Source organism: Bacteroidota bacterium (assembly GCA_018698135.1).
GTDB lineage: Bacteria > Bacteroidota > Bacteroidia > CAILMK01 > JAAYUY01 > JABINZ01.
In genome coordinates, this window is the sequence record JABINZ010000276.1 from 1 (window position 1) to 2377 (window position 2377).

Consider the following 2377-nt stretch of genomic DNA (forward strand, 5'->3'; position numbering starts at 1 on the left):
AGATTGAAGATTAAATTCACAAAAGACAAAACTCAAAGAACAAATAAACTCCAAATACCAATACTCAAATTTCAAATTAGGGTTTGGTCACACTCTGGATTAAGTCTGTGACTTGATCCTATTATGCAAATATTAAATTAGAAACATTCAGAACAATATAGGATTCAGTTACAAACTGAATCCAGAATGGAATTACCATTTATACTTAGGCAAAGCAGAAATTTTACTAACCTCATCAAAACAAATCTGTTAATCTGTGGCAATTTTCACACTAACGCTACAATAACCAATTGTCAATTGAATTTTATGATTTGAGTTTTATATGAAAATTGAGTTTTAATAAACTCTAATACTCCTTGTTACTATCCACCCTTCTGGAGTAATTCCTTTTACACTAATCCAGCCTCGTGAATTTTCGAGCACCTGTACCAATTCTTTGGCATTGTCAAACTTCTGGTTGTTTACATGCAAAATAATAAAGTCGTTGGGAAGATTCAGGTCTTTCATCATACCTGCTTTGATATTGTTTACACGTACTCCATAATCTATTCCAAAATACTGCTTATCTATTTTTGACAAGCTTTTAAAAGATGCTCCAAGCCTATCTGAAACGATCATTGTATTTTTAAGCAATTCTGTTTTGCCTTCAGAATTTACCAAGGTTATTTCAAGCTTGATTATTTTTCCTGAACGCAGTACTTCCAGTCTTGCTTTTTCTCCCGGGCGTCTGTAAGCAAGTAACTCATCAAATCCAGCCCTGTCTTTTATATTAGCCTCGTTAAAACGAATGATAATGTCTTCCTTTTTCAATCCAGCCAAATCAGCATTTCCTTCTGCAACAATTTTATTCAAATATACTCCGGTGGTATTTTCATCACCCAGCTTTGAAGCTAACTGTTCATCAATGTCAATAATTTCTGATTCAATAAAGGCGCGCTGAACCATGCCAAATTCTTTGAGATCGTTCACGATTTTTGACACAATATTGGAAGGGATCGCAAAACCATAACCTGCATACGAACCTGTTCTGGATATGATTGCTGAATTAATACCGATAAGTTTCCCATCTAAATTAACCAAGGCTCCCCCACTATTTCCCGGATTTATTGCAGCATCCGTTTGAATGAAAGATTCAATCGGAAAATGCTCTTTGGAAACATTAATATTTCGCCCTTTAGCGCTTACAATACCTGATGTAACCGTTGAGGTGAGATTAAATGGGTTACCAACTGCAAGCACCCATTCGCCAACATCAACCATATCAGAATTAGAGAATTCTAAAAACGGAAGATTTTCTGCTTCAATTTTCAGCAACGCTAAATCGGATGAAGGATCGGTACCAATAATTGTTGCTTTATAATTCTTTTTTCTATTGTTTACAACCACTTCAACCCGATCCGAATTCTTGATCACATGCTGATTGGTCACAATATATCCTTCTTTGGAAATTATGACGCCTGAACCTGATGAAACAGAAGGACCTCTTTCGCTAAAAAAATCAAAAAACATATCGCGGAATGAATAGCTTTGATTGCTCCCTTCTTTGATGGCTTTAATAAACACTACAGCTGGCCGACTTGCATTAGATGCTTTTACAAAATTTGCATTGATAGGAATATCGACATAATCGCGAGAAGGGTTTTCGCTTGCTAATGTTTTTGGAATTCCCTGAACTGTTAGTTGGTTTGATGATACTTTGCTATCAGAAATACGCTGATAGACAGCAGATCCTAAAATCCCTGAAAAAAAAGCGATGAAAATGAAGAAAAAAGCTTTAAATCCATTTTTCATTTAAACATTTAATTAATCGATTCAACATTAGCTCTTAACAATAAAAAAACCTCTGGATTATTGGGATCATTGGTTGTAACAGTAATACTTTGCTGAACGGAGCCGTTTTTCCCTTTGCTATTGAATGTAACTTTTATCAAACCTTCTTCACCGGGTTCGTATCTCATTTTCCCTAGTGTAGTGGCTGTGCATCCACAATCAGTCTTGGTATCATAAATCACCAACTGATCTGTTCCCGTATTCATAAATTTGAATTCCGTAAATTTCACATCACCATGTTTGATTTTCTTGAAATCAACCTCTTTTTTATCAAATTGAATGCTTCCCGTGTTTTTAAGTTCCTCTTCGCTTAGTATTTTAATATTCTTAATAATATTAGCAACAACAATTAATTCCTTTTCAGGCATTAAAGGATCGTCAGTTTGTAATTGCATGCGTTCAAAAACATAGCCCAAATCTTCTTTTATATAAGCACTAAAATAAACTTCAATTTTCCTTTTTTCTCCTGCTTTCAATACAATGGGTGTATATTCAGTACGGAGGCAATCAGGCAAGCGCATACTGGATATGGTTATATCCGTTTTAC

2 protein-coding genes are annotated in these 2377 nt (G+C 34.9%); both read right to left on the reverse strand.

Annotated elements, in window-relative coordinates; translation table 11 throughout:
* Positions 1 to 336: 336 nt before the first annotated feature.
* Complete coding sequence (locus HOG71_17065) at positions 337 to 1509, reverse strand: trypsin-like serine protease (protein ID MBT5992559.1); 1173 nt, start codon at positions 1507 to 1509, stop codon at positions 337 to 339.
* Positions 1510 to 1799: 290 nt separating this feature from the next.
* On the reverse strand, positions 1800 to 2377 hold a 578-nt coding region (locus tag HOG71_17070), incomplete at its 5' end, for a DUF1573 domain-containing protein (protein ID MBT5992560.1).